Here is a 14,404-nt window from a genome sequence, read left to right as displayed (position 1 = left end):
ACAGAGCATGACATTGAATCTTTCGATGCCCGGGCACGACGAACTGAAGCCTCGGATTACAGTATTTGGCGTTGGTGGTGCGGGCGGTAACGCTGTCAACAACATGATTGAGAAACAGCTGGACGGCGTAGATTTTGTCGTCGCTAACACCGACGCGCAGGCGCTGCAGCAAAGCCAGTCCTCGGCGCGGGTGCAACTGGGCGTTAAGGTAACTGAAGGTCTGGGGGCAGGGGCCCGTCCGACCGTGGGTGCAGCAGCCGCCGAAGAAAGCATCGAGCAGATCGTCGATCATCTGGCCGGCGCGCATATGTGTTTTATCACGGCCGGAATGGGCGGCGGCACTGGTACGGGTGCGGCTCCGATCATCGCGCAGGCCGCGCGGGAGTTGGGTGTTCTGACCGTCGGCGTCGTCACCAAACCCTTCCAGTTCGAAGGTGCCAAGCGGATGCGTCAGGCCGAAGACGGCGTCGAGGCGCTGCAACGGGTTGTCGACACCCTGATCATCATCCCGAACCAGAATCTGTTCCGTCTGGCCAACGAAAAGACCACGTTTACCGAGGCGTTCTCGATGGCAGACGACGTTCTGTATCAGGGCGTCAAAGGTGTGACTGACCTGATGGTCCGTCCTGGCCTTATCAACCTCGACTTTGCCGATGTTCGTGCCGTGATGGACGAGATGGGCAAGGCGATGATGGGCACTGGCGAGGCCACCGGCGAAGATCGCGCGGTTCAGGCCGCCGAGAAGGCGATTGCCAACCCGTTGCTGGACGAAATCAGCCTCAAAGGCGCCAAGGGCGTGCTGATCAACATTACCGGCTCGCACGACCTGACCCTGTTCGAGCTGGACGAAGCCGCGAACCGCATCCGCGAGGAAGTGGATCCCGAGGCCAATATCATCGTCGGTTCGACCCTGGATACCGCCATGGAAGGCGGCATGCGTGTGTCGGTTGTTGCCACTGGCATCGACGCCAGTGAAAAACCTGTCGATGTACCGGTTGCGCGCCGCTCAATGTCAGAGCCGCTGACCCGCACCGTATCTGCAGAAGAGGCGCAGCAGGAAGAGACGCCCGCTGCTGTGGCCGAAGTGACAGAACCCGCTCCGCAGCCTGAAGTGAACCGTGAGCCTTCCTTGTTCGAATCGACAGAGGAGCCTTCGCAGCCGCAGTTCCAACCGCGGACAGAGCGTGACGACGATGGTTTGCCGCCCCCGGCTTATCAGCCACGCGTGGCTGAATTTGAGCCGACACCGGAACCGGTCGAACCCGCTCCGGAAAGTTTCGTTGCACCGCAGCCGCAGCACGCAGCTGGTACACCGTCGCCAGAAGCGTTGCAGCGTTTGCAAGCCGCTGTTCAGAATGTCCCCGCATCTGAACGTGCCCATGCAGCTGCACGCACACAGGCGCCGCAACCAGCACCTGCGCCGCAAGAGGATGCTCAGGATCGTCCCCGTTTCGGCTTTAACCGCCTGATCGACCGGATGACAGGCCACGCCGCAGACACACCGGCTCAACCGGTACGTCAGCAGCCCCCGATGCGCCAAGCTGACGCTACGGCACCTGCGCATGAGGAAGCCGATCCTGAGCAGGATCGGATTGAAATTCCCGCCTTCCTGCGCCGTCAGGCCAACTGATCTCGGTAACAAATTAACGAATTGGGGTCGCCATTTGGCGGCCCTTTTCTTTTTTAATACATGGCTTTAAACGCATGTAAGCAGGCTTTTGCCGATCTGTTACATTCATGTTTCAATCAGTTACAAAGAGTGAGTTGAGCCTTGACGCTTGCTTCCTTAGGTGAGTGTCCAACACGGACCGAAAAGGCCGGACATCACTCTCCGAGGTTCACCTTGCAACATACGCTCAAATCTCCGATCACGTTTACAGGCGTCGGGCTGCACAGCGGCAAACCGGCGACGATGATCCTGAAACCGGCAGCCGCCGGTCACGGCATCTGGTTCAAACGGACGGATATCGAGCTGGGCAATGCGTTGATCCCCGCTATTTACGATGTGGTCGAGCGGACACCGCTTTGTACCCGTCTAGTGAATGACGCAGGTGTTTCGGTATCAACCATCGAACACATAATGGCCGCACTGGCTGGCTGCGGCGTGCACAATGCGCTGATCGAGATTGATGGCCCCGAAGTTCCGATCATGGATGGGTCGTCGATTGATTTCGTGCGCGGCATCATGGCCAAGGGTGTGCGCCGTCAGGCCAGCCCTGTTCTTGCATTTGAAGTTCTGAAACCTGTCATTGCCACGCGCGAAGGCGCAAGTGCGGCGATTGCGCCTGCGGACGGGTTGATAATCGACTTCCACATTGATTTCGAAGACAGCGCGATTGGTAGCCAAACCAAAACGCTGGACATGCGTAATGGTTCCTTCGCGCGGGAACTCAGCGATTGCCGCACGTTCTGCCGCCGCACAGATGTCGAAGCGATGCGTGAAAACGGTTTGGCACTGGGTGGAACGCTGGAAAACGCTGTTGTGGTTCAGGGTAACGAAGTGCTGACCCCTGGTGGCTTCCGCCACGCGGATGAGGCGGTCCGTCACAAGATGCTGGATGCTCTGGGCGATCTCTATCTGGCAGGGGGGCCGATTCTGGGCCACTTCACCGGTGACAAATCCGGTCATGCGATGACCAATACATTGCTGCGCAAACTATTCGAAACGCCCGGCGCGGTGCGTCCGGTCCTGTGTACACCTGAGCAAGCTGCACGCCTGCCGGGCCAGGGCCTGATCTGGGACGAAATTCCCGAAGTTGCCTGATTGGATCAACTCTGCCGACATTTCCGCCAGCTAGCGTACTAAGGCGTTTTGCCCCGGAATTATATATGCTAAACCAAGGGCCAGTCCGGGGCTTGCCCCCACAAGCAATACGACAAGGATAGGCGGAATGGTTGGCACCAAAGCGGCAGTCAGATTCGCAGGGGCGATTCTTCTGACAGCAGTTTTGACGGCATGCGGCAATTCGGGCGCAGACCGCGATCAGAACCTGGAAGGCTTTACGCCAGAACAGATCTACACGCGCGGCGAGTTTGAGCTGTCGCAGAATCGATCGGATGATGCGGCGTGGTACTTCTCGGAAGTCGAGCGCTTGTACCCTTATTCCGACTGGGCAAAACGCGCGTTGATCATGCAAGCGTTCTCGTTCCACACGGACAAGAACTACGAAGAAAGCCGGGCGGCTGCGCAGCGCTATATTGATTTTTACCCGACGGACGAAGATGCCGCTTATGCGCAGTATCTTCTAGCGCTCAGCTATTATGACCAGATTGACGAGGTTGGCCGTGATCAGGGGCTGACTTTTCAGGCGCTGCAATCCCTGCGCACGGTGATCGAGGTTTATCCCGACAGCGAATACGCCACCTCGGCGGTTCTGAAATTCGATCTGGCCTTCGACCATCTTGCTGGGAAGGAAATGGAGATCGGGCGTTATTATCTGCGTCAGGATCACTATACGGCAGCTATCAATCGGTTCCGTGTTGTGGTTGAGGATTTCCAGACTACGACGCACACCGCCGAGGCGCTTTATCGTTTGATCGAGGCCTATCTATCTCTGGGTTTGGTGGATGAGGCGCAATCAGCCGGGGCCATTCTGGGTTACAACTATCAGTCGTCGGAATGGTACGACGCGGGCTATTCCCTGCTGACCTCGCGCGGGCTGGAGCTGAAGAGCCGTGGCAATAACTGGCTGAGCCAGATTTACCGCCAGACGATCAAAGGTGAGTGGTTGTAATCGCCATGGTTAAAGGCGTGGGACGCTAAGACCCGATGCTGCGCGCCCTTGATATCCGCGACATGCTGATTATCGACCGGCTGGAACTGACGTTTCAGCCGGGCCTGAACGCGTTGACCGGCGAGACTGGCGCGGGGAAGTCTATCTTATTAGATTCTCTAGGCTTTGTCCTGGGTTGGCGTGGGCGTGCCGAACTAGTCCGGCAGGGTGCCGCGCAGGGTGAAGTCGTAGCCGAGTTCGAGCTGCCTGAAGGACACCCCGCTCATGCGGTTCTGGCCGAGGCTGGCCTGCCCGGCGGCGTGGAATTGATCCTGCGTAGGGTCAACACGGCTGAAGGGCGCAAGACAGCTTGGGTCAATGACCGACGCTGTTCGGGCGAGGTGCTGCGCACACTGTCCGAGACGCTGATTGAACTACATGGCCAGCATGATGACCGGGGATTGCTGAACCCGCGCGGGCATCGGGCGATGCTGGATGACTATGCTGCGGCGAGCGACCTTCTGGCGCAGGTGCGCGCGGCGTGGACGCACATGTCCCGTGTTCGGAACGCGCTGGCCGAGACCGAGGCGACTTTGGCCGCCATGCGCGCCGAAGAGGAATTTCTACGTCACGCCGTTGCCGAGTTGGACAAGTTGGATCCGCAGGCTGGCGAGGATGCTGAGTTGGATGCCCGTCGGCGCATGATGCAGGGGGCGGAACGGATTCGCGATGATGTTGCCCGCGCATACGACCTGCTGGGCGGCGACGGAGCTGAGGGCACGATGTCTGACGCAGTGCGCTGGTTGGAGGGCGTTTCCGATAATGCGGGCGGGCAGCTTGAAGGCCCGATTGCCGCATTGGGGCGTGCCTTGATTGAATTGGGTGAGGCGCAAGACGGGGTGAACGCCTGCCTTCAGGCGTTGGATTTCAACCCGGCAGAGCTTGAGGCTGCCGAGGAACGCCTGTTTGCAATCCGCGCGTTGGCCCGCAAACATGATGTGGCGCCTGACGATTTGGGTACTTTTGCAGATACGCTGCGTGTTCGTCTGAATCGGTTAGACGCCGGTGATGCCGATCTGGCGGACAAGCGTGTTGCAGTCGAGGCTGCGCAAGAGGCTTACAACAAAGCCGCCGCCGCCCTCAGTACTTTGCGCCAACAGGCGGCCGGGCAGTTGGATGCCGCCGTGATGGCCGAGCTTGCGCCTCTGAAGATGGAGCGCGCGGTATTTCAAACCGAAATCACCTCTGCCGAACCGGGCCCCGAGGGCACCGATGCCGTGGCTTTCACCGTCGCCACCAACCCGGGTGCACCCTCTGGCCCACTGAACAAGATCGCTTCGGGCGGGGAACTCAGCCGCTTTCTACTGGCTCTCAAGGTGTGTCTGACCGGGGATGACAGCGCCCGCACCATGATCTTTGATGAAATTGATCGGGGCGTCGGGGGGGCCACTGCGGATGCGGTGGGCCGCCGTCTGGCGTTGCTGGCGCAAGGCGGGCAGGTTCTGGTGGTAACGCACTCGCCGCAGGTCGCGGCCCGTGCGGCGCACCATTGGCGCGTGCAGAAACAAGTAACCGACGGGCAGACCTTGTCCACTGTCGTCCCGCTGGCTGACCCTGACCGCGTGGATGAAATTGCACGGATGGTCGCCGGGGACACCATCACGGACGAGGCGCGCGCCGCCGCACGCGCCTTATTGGACGCCTGAAGTAAATCTGCCGCTTTCAGGGTTTCACACCGTCGCGATCCCACTTTTATCAAGGGGCTCTGTGGCTTACTAAGGAACAAACCTTGATCCCCGAGAGCCAATGACCCAAACGACCCGCACCGTTCTGCGTAACCAGCTCAATCAGGCTCTGGCCGCGATGAAAGACGCATGGCGGGTGATGTTGAGGCGTGGGCCCAGCCAGATACAGTTCTGGTTCATTGCGTTGGCGATTGGGATTGCAGCAGGGTTCATGGCGCTGGGGTTCCGCAAGGCGATCAGGGCGCTGCAGGCCTATGTTTACGACACAGACGATATCCTGCTTTTGCACAGCCATGCTGAAAAACTGCCATGGTTCCTGATTCTGATCACGCCGATCATCGGCGGCCTAATTGTTGGTGTAATCCTAAACAAATTCACCGATGACGGGCGTGTGCGCTCGGTTGCAGACGTGATCGAAGGTGCAGCGCTAACCAATGGCCGCGTCGAAGGAAAGGCGGGGATCGCCTCGTTCTTTGCCTCGCTGATCACGCTCAGCACCGGCGGGTCGACGGGGCGGGAGGGCCCTGTGGTGCATATGGCCGGGGTGATATCGACTTGGGTCAGCGACCGTATCCACGCAGATGGTATCACAGGCCGCGACCTGTTGGGTTGCGCTGTCGCAGCGGCAGTGTCGGCCAGTTTCAATTCTCCTATCGCAGGTGCATTATTCGCGCTTGAGGTCGTACTGCGCCACTTTGCGGTGCATGCTTTTGCGCCCATCGTTATCGCCTCGGTCGCGGGGACGGTGATCAACCGTCTGGAATATGGAGATGTGACCGAGTTTGTTCTGGAAACCCCTGGTTCCCTACAATTCTACGTCGAACTGCCAGCATTCCTGATCCTGGGTTTGATCTGTGGATTGGTGTCTTTGTTGCTGATGCGCTCTATCTTTTTTGCCGAGGATTTTGGCAACCACATCCAAAGCCGCCTGTCACTGCCGCGTTGGCTGCGCCCAGCGGTTTCCGGTGCGATGCTGGGCCTGCTGGCGATCTGGTTTCCGCATATCATCGGGGTCGGTTACGAGACGACGATCCGCGCCCTGACTGGTGACCTGACCCTGACCGTCGCAATCCTGTTTGCCGTGATCAAAACGGTTGCGCTGGCCATTACCATGGGCGGGCGTATGGGCGGCGGAGTGTTTTCGCCGTCGTTGATGATCGGCGCGCTGACGGGCCTGGCCTTTGGCCTGATCGCCACGGGGCTGCTGCCGGATGTATCGGGGACCCACACACTCTATGCCTTTGCCGGCATGGGTGCCGTAGCTGCCGCAGTGCTGGGCGCGCCGATTTCCACCACGATGATCGTGTTTGAACTGACCGGAGATTGGCAGATCGGGATCGCCGTGATGGTCTCGGTTTCGATGTCCACCGCGCTAGCCTCGCGCCTTGTGGACCGTTCGTTCTTCCTGACTCAGTTGGAACGGCGCGATGTTCACCTGGCCGCCGGGCCGCAGGCTTATTTGCTGGCTATGCTGCGTACCGGAGCAGTGATGCGCCCGATCGGAGATCCGCGTTCGATCACCAAAGAAAAGGCTCAGGAATTGATTGAACAAGGGTTATGCGTACATGCTAGCGCCACGCTGGAGGCCGCAATGCCCTATTTCGATCACGACGACATCCCCTGTATTCCGGTCGTGGTGATAGACGATGAGGGTAAGGAATCTCCGGTTGGCGCGCTTTTCCATATCGATGCGCTCAAGGCCTATAACCGGGCGCTGGCGGCCACAGCCGCCGAGGAACATTCTTAACCGCCGTACACCGTTGCCGCGTCACCCAGATAATTGTCCCAGGCAAACCAGTAAGAGATATGTCCGGCCACTCGCGGCAACCGAGTTCCGTCAGGACCGATCAGCGCCTCTTCGGTTACGGTCCATTTCCGACCATTCTGATCCACCAGACCACCATCGGACGCGGTGAACCGGTGCGAACCACGTTCAAACGCTCGAACCGCGCGCTTGTCTGAGTTGCCGATCAGAACCAGCGGCCGGTTGGCAATTGCGTCATTGATCACGTGTGTCTTGGTAAACGCATCCAAGGGCCACGCCCGCGCTGCGCCAAATTGGCGGATGGCGAAGACATAGTCTTTCTGTCGGTGCGAGGATTGATCAACCAATGCCGGGAACATCAGTTCGGACGAGGCGAAATATTCGCGATACACCACGCCGGAGCCATAGTTGCGTCTGTGACCGGTCTTCAGCGACAGAACGCGCGTGCCGGGATGTGAGGTCTTCCAGCTTTCCCATGTAGTAATCACGACCGGGCGCTGCTTTAGCTCAATCCCGCTGTTGACCAGCGGTCCGACGACCGGTTTGCCAGTGTATTGGTTCCACAACGAATGCGTCTCGCGATCAAACATTAACTTGTTGGAGCGATACAGGAAGCCTGATGAGCCGAAAATAAGCGGCTTTCGCCGCCCAGCCACTTGCGTTTCGAACAGGATACCCGACCCGCACAACGTGCAATAGGCCAGCGCCACCGGGACCCCGCCGATCACCTCGTTGAACATCTCATGCCACCCCATGATCCGCAGTGGATAGGCGCGCTCATCCCCGTTGATCGAGATGCCAAAAACCAGATCATCGTTTTTTAAATAGCTGGCACTGGGAGCCTGGATCAGTGTTGGATTATCCAGCGAGGGGATGCCGTCCTTGCGCACGCCGCCCCATGTGATCTCCTCCAGCCGGATTTTCATCTTGTCCCGCTGAAGGTATTCCGGACGCAGGAAGTCGTCGAAATTCGGGTCGATGCTCAGCAGTACTTCACGCTTGAACGGGATCAACGAGGGGTGCGGGACCAGTTGCGGGTTCTTTTCCTGCCATAACATCCAGTCGAACCAGTCGGTGCCGATGTTCTGACTGGTCAGAGTTTGCATGACTTCGGCGATTTCATCGGTGCGCCGATGTGCAAACCTCAACCCAGTTAACAGCGCTGGAACCACGTCCGGATTGCCGCGTTGCACCAGAAAGGCCATGCCCTGATCGAAATCAGCTTTGCCGCCATACAAAGTGGACCTGATGGCCTCAAGTACAGGGTCCTGCTGTGCTGACAATGCGCCGGGAATCGCGGTCGCGGCTATCATTCCAGTGAAACTGCGGCGGGTGATCGACATGGCATCCTCCGGTGGTGTCCATGTCTAGTTTGCACTGTGTGTTGATCACTTGCATGCAACAGGTGCGTGAACGGAGAAAGGGCGCAGGTTCAGCTCATTGGCTAAACGTGTTATTTTCCTGGGGTGAGGGCGTTAAGCGTAGAAACATATTTGTCTAGTGCATGCCCTTGCGGTTGCGGAGCTTGTTTACAATGGGCAGTCGGTTAAAGAAGGATGTATCCTTCCGGATCGCTTCCGCGCAGTCCTTTACACGCGCGTTCCAAATTGCGCGTGGCTCATCACTGTCTTTGTTAATTGGCACAAATTCCAGGCCCGGGTGCGAAAGAACATATGTCGCGACTCTCAGTACGTGATTGTTGGCACCACCCCATTCAGTTTCTTCAGTGACCTCTAAAGCCCTCAGAACTCGCTTTCTGATGTCATCTGACAGCGGGTCCAGAACTGATTTCCGGTGAACGTCATGCAACCTTTGTGCGCTGGAATAAGCCGCTTCTACCGCATTCAAAAGGTGAAGGCGTTTGTCGTAGTCGTCCAGCAACTCAGCAGCCTTGTCTCCAAAAAGGTCAAGCCATTCGAGTTCGGCGAGAAAAGGATTGTTCTGCATAGACCAATTCAGCCGCTTTGCACCCTTGTCGGCGGTCGTCAGAAAGGCGCGCGTGAACTCAATCCCCTCAAGAACAACCAAATTGCGAAGACTTGTTCTTGCGCCATTGCTACTTAAACCGCCTCACGCCGTATTCAGGGTGCCGATTTCCTGAAAGTCTTCAGGGAACTGGTGCCAGCCAATTCCGGCTTTTTCCAAATCGCTAAGAAATACACCAAACTGCCAGGTAATTTCGCCCAGCGACGTTTCCTTTTTCGCGCAGAAGTCTGGCAGGAGAATTGGCACCGGTTTTTTGCTCATTGCGCCTCATATCTGCGGTGGGCAGGATGTAAATTTGCGTTTGACTAGGCCTTGATGGCCGTGAAGCCTTCAATTCAGAGCCCAATCAGATCTGCTCAACCTTCACCGAGTCGACCGGATAGAACGCAACATAACCTTTGATCTCGGCCATGGCTGGGACGGGGTTTTCATAGCTCCACGCGGCGTTTTCTGTCACTGAGGATTTGTTGACGATCGAGAAATGCGAGGCTTCTCCTTTATGCGGGCAATGGGTGACCTTGTCGGTGCTGTCCAGAAAGGCCATCGCGATATCGGTGCGGGGGAAATAGATCACGGGAGTCAGATCGCCTTCGGCCAGTTCCAGCGCGCCAGTACTTTCGCCCAGTACGGCACCACCGGAACGGACGCTCCATTTGCCCGGAGCTTTGCGGATCGTGATCTCAACCATTTTTCTTCCCTCGTCCTGTTTTGGGCCGCTCAACTACTCTGTCTACGTGACAGGTGTATGTCAGATCGGCGCAGTTGCGGCATCCAACCACAGTTGTGCGTCATCGCCCAGCCTTGAGCGCAGTTTTTCCGCAACGTCGCGGTGATAGGTGTTCAGCCAGTCACGCTCGGCAGACGTCAACATGTCGGTCACGATCAGTCGTCTGTCGATCGGGACATAGGTCAGTGTTCTCCAGTTCAGCATGGCGCGTTCCGCGTCACCGCCGGGCAGGGCCGGGGCCTCTTGCACGACCACAAGGTTTTCAATGCGGATACCAAACGCGCCTTCGCGGTAATAGCCCGGTTCGTTGGACAGGATCATGCCCGGTTGCAGCGGCACATGGCTGACTTTCGACAGACGTTGGGGGCCTTCATGCACGCTCAGGTAGGCGCCAACGCCGTGCCCAACGCCGTGGTTGAAATCCTGACCTGCAGCCCACAGGGGGATACGCGCGATACACTCGATGTCACGCCCGGCTAAACCCACGGGCCAGCGCAGCATGGACAGGTTAATCATGCCCTTCAACACGCGAGTAAAGCACGCTTTTTCTTCCTCTCCAACCTCACCGATGGCGATGGTTCGGGTAATGTCAGTGGTGCCGTCCAGATATTGCCCGCCACTGTCCAGAACTAAAATATGACCGTCTTCAAGGCGGCTGTCGGTCTCTTCGGTGACACGGTAGTGCATAATCGCGCCATTCGGGCCAGTGCCGGCGATCGTATCGAACGAGATATCCTGCAGCGCATTGTCCTTGCGCCGGTTTTCCTCCAGCCGGGTAACAACCTGCGTCTCGGTCAGGGTGCCCGGGGTTTGCGCGTCCAGCCAGCATAGTGTCTCGATGACGGCCGCTGCATCGCGCAGATGCGCTTCGGCGCTGCCAGCGATTTCGGCTGCATTCTTGCAGGCCTTGGGCAAGGCACAGGGATCGCCGTCATCCACAATCTGGTCTTGTAGCACATCCGCCACGGCCTGCGGTAGCGTTCCAAGATCGACCTGAACGTTTCCCTCAAGCGAAGTGACGGCGTCCAGAAACGCCTCGGGGGCATGGACCGAAACTTGATCCCCCAATGGTTCCGACAGTTTTTCCTGGTCCATGAACAAATCCACCCGGCCATCGGCATGCAAAATGGTAAAACCATGCGCCACTGGGTTGTATCCGATATCCGAGCCGCGAATGTTCAGCAGCCACATGATCGAATCCGGCAGCGTGATCACCGCTGCCGCGCAATGTGCTTCGTGCAGGGCTTCGGTCAGGCGTTTGATTTTACTGTCTGCTGTTTCACCCGCAAAATCAATCGGATGCGCCTTGACTGGGTTCATCGGTGCAGCGGGCTGATCTGCCCACACGCGATCCACTAGATTGTCACAGCGCACCAGTTCGATGCCGCTTTTGGCTAGCTCTTTCTGCACGCTTGCGATCTGACCTGCCGCGTGCAGCCAAGGGTCAAACCCCACCTTACCGCCATCGGGTAGGTGCTCTTTCAACCAGACGCTCAGGCTTACTTCGGGCCATGGGACCGGGGTAAATTCTGCGGCGACCTGTGCTTTGGCTTGGGTTCGATAGCGGCCGTCGACGAACACACCCGCCACATCCGGCAGCACGGCGCAAAACCCTGCGGATCCGGTGAAGCCCGTCAGCCATGCCAACCTCTCGTCCCGAGGGGCCACGTACTCGCCCTGATGCGCGTCTGCGCGTGGGATAAGAAACCCGTTTAGGCCTTCGTTCGCAATCTCATCCCGCAGAGCAGCCAGACGGGGCGGCCCCTGTTCCGGGCGTGCCGTTACCTCAAAGGACTGAAACATCACATACCTCTCCCAAACGGGGTTTCACCCCTTGTTCTTTTTGGAAAATACTTTGGCGTGAGGCAAGGCCAGCGTTAGCTGACCCTTTTCATCCCCATCACCCGCGCGCGTGCACGTGGATCACTGTCGAACAAGGCCGCCAGTTGCTCGGTCATCGCGCCTGCCAGTTGCTCGACATCAGTGATTGTCACCGCCCGGTCGTAATAGCGGGTGACGTCGTGACCGATGCCGATGGCCAGCAGCTCCACAGCTTTGCGTTTCTCCACCATCGCGATCACGTCGCGCAGGTGTTTTTCCAGATAATTCGCGGGGTTGACGCTCAGTGTTGAATCGTCAACTGGCGCGCCATCCGAAATCACCATCAGGATCTTGCGTGCCTCGCGTCGTGCCAACATCCGGCGGTGCGCCCATTCCAGCGCCTCGCCGTCGATGTTCTCCTTCAGCAGCCCCTCTTTCATCATCAGACCCAGATTGGGGCGTGCGCGCCGCCATGGGGCATCCGCACCTTTATAGATAATGTGGCGCAGGTCGTTCAGACGTCCGGGCTGTTGCGGGCGGCCGTCGTTCAACCATGCCTCGCGCGCCTGACCACCTTTCCAGGCGCGGGTGGTAAAGCCCAGAATCTCGACCTTCACATTGCACCGCTCCAGCGTCCGCGCCAGAACATCTGCACAGATCGCTGCGATGGAAATCGGACGCCCACGCATCGACCCTGAGTTGTCCAGCAGCAGCGTCACCACTGTGTCACGGAATTCGGTGTCTTTCTCGACCTTGAAGCTCAGCGGCGTGGTAGGGTTTGCCACAACACGTGCTAGGCGGCCCGCATCCAGAATGCCTTCCTCGCGGTCGAACTCCCAGCTGCGGTTTTGTTGAGCCTGCAAACGGCGCTGCAGCTTGTTGGCCAAACGGCTGACGGCACCTTTCAGCGGCTCTAACTGCTGATCCAGATATGCCCGCAGCCGTTCCAGCTCGGCCGGTTCGGCCAGATCTTCGGCGGCGATCTCTTCGTCATAGGTGTTCAGATAAACCTTGTAGTCTGGATCAGCCTCCGACGCCGGCTGAGGGGCAGGGGGTTCCAGCGGAGCCTCGCCTTCGGGCATCTCTGCCTCATCGCCCATCTCATCCTCGGCCATCTCATCCATCGAGACTTGCGCCTGAGATTGGTCCTGCTGTTCTTCCTGCGTTTGTTCAGGAGAGGCGTCGGCGTCCTGTTCTTCCTGATCATCCTGCCCGGTGCTGTCTGGGTCTTGCTGTTCCTCGGCGTTTTCTTCGGCCTGATCTTCCTGTTCGTCGTCCAACTCATCCGGGTCTTCACCCAGTTGGTCGCCGTAACCCAGATCCTTGATCATCTGACGAGCGAACTTGGCAAATTCCGCTTGATCCGAGAGAACATCCTCAAGGTTTTCCAGTACGCCGCCGGCCTGTTCCTCGATAAACCCGCGCCACAGATTCATGACGTTGGCCGCCGCCGGAGGCAGGTCACGCCCGGTGGCCAGATGACGGATCAGGTACCCTGCCGCCACGGGCAGCGGAGTATCGGCTGGTTGCGTACATTGATCGTAACCGCGCCGCAGTGCCTCATGCTTGATCTTGACGTCAATGTTCGAGGCCGTGCCGGGCATATCCCGCGCACCCATCGCCTCGCAGCGGGCGGTTTCCATTGCCTCGTACAGATCACGCGCCAAATCCCCCGGTGGGGCATAGCGCGCATGGGTTGCGTCGTCATGATATTTGCGCTGCAGTGCCAGTGCATCCGCCGTGCCACGGGCCAGCAGAACTTCTTCACGCGTCATCCTTCGGGAAACCTGAGGCAATCGCATGGACTCGCCCGACAGGCCCGAGGGGTCGACCGTGTAAGAAACGTTCAACTCGGGATCATCGGCCATGACCTTGGTGGCTTCGGCCAGCGCCTTTTTGAACGGATCAGCGGGGTTGTCGTTGGGTTTCTTCATTTCGCCATTCTCACATTCAGCGCGTGCAGGGCAAATGTATTCTTTTGCGCGCAATCATTTCTACTTGCGTGACCGCGTGGCCCATGCTGGCAGCATGTCCTGAAACGCGTCGAATTTGTCTTCATAGCTTTGCACTTCGTAGTGCGTGACGGCCGTACCATGCGCCTTGCGCAAGAGGCTTGCGATGCTCTGGTCATGGCGATGTTCCTGAAAGTTTGGATGATTAGGGGCAATTGAGGGGGAGTCATCGGAAAAACGGTAATTGTCTTTGACGGCCAAGTCGCACCACTGCTGTACCATATCCCGAATACTTTTTGTGTTCACCAGAACCAGCAGACCCGACCCGAACTGGCTGATCTTTGCGTCGGGGCTGTCCAAGGGAACACCAAGTTCGTCGAACAAATCCGCCTTTGTCCACATGTTTTCCGTTAACACGTTCATGAAGGACAACATTCCGCTGTCATGGCTTTGCGCGATCTCAACATATTCCTGAAACCGGATGGCAGCGCTTGGGTTGAGGCTGAATCCTCCGTCCAAGTAGACTACCGTTTCTCCAGGGGCCGCATTGTTTAAGGCATCGAGGATGACAACTGGTTTCCAAATCCAATACCCCAAGCCACGAGCCGTTCGCGCCATGTAATCCCCGTGAGCCGCACGGAAGTCCGCTGGAAGCGATTCAATGCTGTGAACGTTGACAGTTGAGAAAAAGCCAG

Annotated in this window: 12 protein-coding genes; 5 read left to right on the top strand and 7 right to left on the bottom strand. The window is 58.2% G+C overall.

All coding sequences use genetic code 11. The annotated features are described in order from the left end of the window. Positions 1 to 7: 7 nt before the first annotated feature. The 5 genes from ftsZ (at position 8) to ACR0DT_RS07295 (ending at position 7,205) form a co-directional block, all read left to right on the top strand. Positions 8 to 1,630 carry a cell division protein FtsZ gene (ftsZ, locus tag ACR0DT_RS07315; RefSeq protein WP_480710077.1) on the top strand — a complete coding sequence of 541 codons (1,623 nt, stop codon included), beginning with the start codon at positions 8 to 10 and terminating at the stop codon, positions 1,628 to 1,630. A 213-nt stretch (positions 1,631 to 1,843) separates the two neighbouring features. Further along, positions 1,844 to 2,764 carry a UDP-3-O-acyl-N-acetylglucosamine deacetylase gene (gene lpxC, locus ACR0DT_RS07310; RefSeq protein ID WP_480710076.1) on the top strand — a complete coding sequence of 307 codons (921 nt, stop codon included), beginning with the start codon at positions 1,844 to 1,846 and terminating at the stop codon, positions 2,762 to 2,764. Between the two features lie 127 nt (positions 2,765 to 2,891). Continuing rightward, positions 2,892 to 3,734, top strand: coding sequence for an outer membrane protein assembly factor BamD (locus ACR0DT_RS07305; RefSeq protein WP_480710075.1), 843 nt, complete (start codon positions 2,892 to 2,894; stop codon positions 3,732 to 3,734). Positions 3,735 to 3,769: 35 nt separating this feature from the next. Further along, positions 3,770 to 5,419 (top strand): DNA repair protein RecN, encoded by a 1,650-nt coding sequence (gene recN, locus ACR0DT_RS07300; RefSeq protein ID WP_480710074.1) that lies wholly within the window; start codon positions 3,770 to 3,772, stop codon positions 5,417 to 5,419. A gap of 100 nt (positions 5,420 to 5,519) precedes the next feature. Then, a complete protein-coding gene (locus ACR0DT_RS07295) occupies positions 5,520 to 7,205 on the top strand; it encodes a chloride channel protein (RefSeq protein ID WP_480710073.1) in 1,686 nt (561 codons plus the stop codon). On the opposite strand, the gene ACR0DT_RS07290 is transcribed toward ACR0DT_RS07295, so the two are convergent. From ACR0DT_RS07290 to ACR0DT_RS07260, 7 genes are all read right to left on the bottom strand, one after another. Further along, positions 7,202 to 8,566, bottom strand: a complete 1,365-nt coding sequence (locus ACR0DT_RS07290) for a DUF3179 domain-containing protein (RefSeq protein ID WP_480710072.1) — start codon at positions 8,564 to 8,566, stop codon at positions 7,202 to 7,204. The two genes, ACR0DT_RS07295 and ACR0DT_RS07290, sit on opposite strands and share 4 nt — an antisense overlap. A gap of 154 nt (positions 8,567 to 8,720) precedes the next feature. Beyond that, entirely contained in the window at positions 8,721 to 9,170 is a 450-nt protein-coding gene (locus ACR0DT_RS07285; protein WP_480710071.1) for a hypothetical protein, read from the bottom strand. A 123-nt stretch (positions 9,171 to 9,293) separates the two neighbouring features. Next, on the bottom strand, positions 9,294 to 9,470 hold the full coding sequence (locus tag ACR0DT_RS07280) for a hypothetical protein (protein ID WP_480710070.1): 177 nt from the start codon (positions 9,468 to 9,470) through the stop codon (positions 9,294 to 9,296). 85 nt (positions 9,471 to 9,555) lie between these two features. Then, positions 9,556 to 9,897, bottom strand: a complete 342-nt coding sequence (locus ACR0DT_RS07275; protein WP_480710069.1) for a DUF427 domain-containing protein — start codon at positions 9,895 to 9,897, stop codon at positions 9,556 to 9,558. 60 nt (positions 9,898 to 9,957) lie between these two features. Then, positions 9,958 to 11,739 carry an aminopeptidase P family protein gene (locus tag ACR0DT_RS07270; protein ID WP_480710068.1) on the bottom strand — a complete coding sequence of 594 codons (1,782 nt, stop codon included), beginning with the start codon at positions 11,737 to 11,739 and terminating at the stop codon, positions 9,958 to 9,960. Positions 11,740 to 11,813: 74 nt separating this feature from the next. Then, positions 11,814 to 13,691, bottom strand: coding sequence for a cobaltochelatase subunit CobT (gene cobT, locus ACR0DT_RS07265; RefSeq protein WP_480710067.1), 1,878 nt, complete (start codon positions 13,689 to 13,691; stop codon positions 11,814 to 11,816). A gap of 60 nt (positions 13,692 to 13,751) precedes the next feature. Next, positions 13,752 to 14,327, bottom strand: a complete 576-nt coding sequence (locus ACR0DT_RS07260; RefSeq protein WP_480710066.1) for a hypothetical protein — start codon at positions 14,325 to 14,327, stop codon at positions 13,752 to 13,754. Positions 14,328 to 14,404 lie beyond the last annotated feature (77 nt).

The organism is Ruegeria sp. BI11 (assembly GCF_056538005.1).
This window is presented reverse-complemented; position numbering and strand designations above follow the sequence as displayed.